We start from the raw sequence: 2,531 nt of genomic DNA, 5'->3' as shown, positions 1-2,531 counted from the left end.
ACCGAGACAGCCGGGTCGCCGAAATATCCTGACGAGATATTCTGCCCCGGCTTTTCTGCGTTTCGGGCCGGGGATTTCTCCCAAGGAGGACGAACCATGACCACGAAGATTCTTGCAACCCTCGCCTGCATGGCAGCCCTGGCCGGCACCGCCCACGCCGGCAACGTCGATTTCAGCCTCGGGATCAACCTCGGCATCCCGCCGGTGCCGGTCCGCTATGAGCCGGCCTACGAACCGGCCTACGCCCCGCCCCCGCCCCCGCCCCCCGTCGTGATCGCCGAGCCGCCCCAGTTCATTCTCTCGCCGCGGCTCGGCTTCTACACTGCCGTCGACACCCCCTACGACCTCTTCTACGCCGGCAACCGCTACTACCTCAGCCGCGGGGGGAGATGGTACGGCGGCCCGTCGTACCGCGGTCCGTGGGCGGTGGTGGAATACCGCGCCATCCCCTGGGAGATCCGGCGCTATCCGGTGGAGAGGATCCGCTTCTGGCGCGACCGGGAATACCGCCGCTACTGCGATGACGACGATCATGGCCGCTGGCGCACCTTCCGCCCCGACGGCGGCTGGCGGGACCGGCACGAAGAGCGGGAACGGTGGCGGGAGGCGAGGCGCTGGGACGATCGACGCCCCGCTTACGGACGCTGGCACGAACGGGACGACGACTGACCGCCCACGACCGGGAAACGGCGAAGGCCCCGGCAGCCGCTTCAGAAGCGGCTGAACGGGGCCTTCGCGCGTAAGCGATACCAGCAGTTCCTCGATCAGATCCCGGCGATCTCCCGTCCCGCCGCCAGCAGCTCCTCCACCGTCTCCGGATCGCCCGCCTCGCTGTAGAGGCGCAGCACCGGCTCGGTCCCAGAGGGGCGGATGAGGAGCCAGGAACCGTCGCCGAAGATGAACTTGAAGCCGTCGCGGAAGTTTTCCCGGGCCACCTCCCGGCCGGCGATGGCGCCGACCCCCCCCGCCGTGAGCCGGGCGATGAGCCGCTCCTTGGCGCCGTTGTCGATGGGGAGGTCGATGCGGCGATAGGAGAAGCGGCCGATCTCGTCCATGGTCTCCTCCAGAAGCTGGCGGAGCCCCTTCCCCGACAGAGCCATCGCCTCCAGCAGCAGCAGCCCCATGAGGATCCCGTCGCGCTCCGGGATGTGCCCCTTGACCCCGAGCCCCCCCGACTCCTCTCCCCCCATGAGGATGTCGTGCTCCAGCATCAGCTCGCAGATATGCTTGAAGCCGATGGGGGTCTCGAAGAGGGGAAGGCCGTACTTCTCCACCAGGAGGTCGATCATCCGGGTGGTGGAGACGGTCTTCACCACCCCGCCCCGGAGCCCCTTCCGCTCATGGAGGTGCCGGAGGATCACCGTGAAGATCCGGTGGGAGGAGAAGAACGCGCCGGTCTCGTCCACGGCGCCGATCCGGTCGGCGTCGCCGTCCAGGGCGAGCCCCACCCGGTAGCGGCCGCTGCCGACAAGGAGAGACAGCTCCTCCAGGTGCTCCTCCGTCGGCTCCGGCGGCCGGCCGCCGAAGTTCGGGTTCTCCTCGCCGTGGATCTCGAACGCCCCCGGAAGGAGCTCCGGGATGAGGCCGGCTCCGGCGCCGTACATCGGATCGACGGCCACCGGGATCTCGGCCCGACGGATCAGGTCGAGGTCGACGTAGCGGGCGAGCTGGCGGAAGTAGCCGGCCTTGGCGTCGAAGCGGGCGACGGTGCCGGCGGCAATCGCCTCGGCCAGGGGGAGTGCCTCCACCGACCCCCCCGCCGCCCGGTTTGCCGCCACCATCTCCTCCAAGACCCTGGTGGTGGCCGGGCGGGCCGAGCCGCCGAACGCCTCCTTCACCTTGAAGCCGTTGTACGCCGGGGGGTTGTGGCTCGCGGTAATCATCACCCCGCCCCCCGCTCCCAGCTCCCGGACCGCCCAGGAGACCGCCGGCGTCGGGGCGCAGCCGTCGGTGAGCCAGACCCGGATCCCGTTGCCGGCGGCGATCTCCGCCACCCGCTCGGCGAACTCCCGGGAGAGGAAGCGGCGGTCATAGCCGACCACGATCCCCCGGGCCGCCAGCCCTTCCCGCTTCAGGTACTCCATGGTGGCCTGGGCCACGAGGGAGAGGTTGTCGAAGGTGAACTCCCGGGCGATGACGCCGCGCCACCCGTCGGTACCGAACTTTATCTGCATGGAATACAATCCTCCTCGCGTCGCGAAATGAAAGCCGGGTAATTTTCCGCACTCTCCCGGTGCAAGTCAACCTTTTGTTTGTTCCCATCCGCCGGGAAATGGGGTAAGGTGGCGGTTCATCACCAGTTACGGAGCTTCTGCCATGCATGGACGTATCTTCACCCCCTTCCGCGTGGGGGGGTTCATCATCGTGCCGGAGGACCACCCCGTTCCCGCGGAGGCCGGCCTCCCCCTCGTCATGGGAAAGAAGGGGGCCTTCGGCTCCGGCGAGCACGAGACCACCGCCTCCTGCCTGGAGAAGCTCGAAGAGCTCCCCGGCCTCTCCGGCGCCCGGGTCCTCGACCTGGGGAGCGGCAC

At 68.9% G+C, this 2,531-nt stretch carries 3 protein-coding genes; 2 read left to right on the top strand and 1 reads right to left on the bottom strand.

Annotated elements, in window-relative coordinates:
• Positions 1–96: 96 nt before the first annotated feature.
• On the top strand, positions 97–669 hold the full coding sequence (locus tag M6689_RS04770; protein WP_298268458.1) for a hypothetical protein: 573 nt from the start codon (positions 97–99) through the stop codon (positions 667–669).
• 95 nt (positions 670–764) lie between these two features.
• On the opposite strand, the gene M6689_RS04765 is transcribed toward M6689_RS04770, so the two are convergent.
• Entirely contained in the window at positions 765–2,174 is a 1,410-nt protein-coding gene (locus M6689_RS04765) for a phosphoglucomutase/phosphomannomutase family protein (RefSeq protein WP_298268456.1), read from the bottom strand.
• Positions 2,175–2,316: 142 nt separating this feature from the next.
• Between M6689_RS04765 and M6689_RS04760 the strand changes: the two genes are divergently transcribed.
• On the top strand, positions 2,317–2,531 hold a 215-nt coding region (locus M6689_RS04760; RefSeq protein ID WP_298268454.1), incomplete at its 3' end, for a 50S ribosomal protein L11 methyltransferase.

It is taken from the genome of Geobacter sp., assembly GCF_027327745.1.
Classification (GTDB): Bacteria; Desulfobacterota; Desulfuromonadia; order Geobacterales; family Geobacteraceae; genus Geobacter.
Note: the sequence above shows the minus strand (reverse complement) of the source record. Positions and strands in the feature narration are given on the sequence as shown.

Bases quoted from the DNA above. Each gene is read 5' to 3' on its own strand.
- M6689_RS04770 (WP_298268458.1), top strand. From the start codon at position 97: ATGACCACGAAGATTCTTGCAACCCTCGCCTGCATGGCAGCCCTGGCC.
- M6689_RS04765 (WP_298268456.1), bottom strand. From the start codon at position 2,174: ATGCAGATAAAGTTCGGTACCGACGGGTGGCGCGGCGTCATCGCCCGG.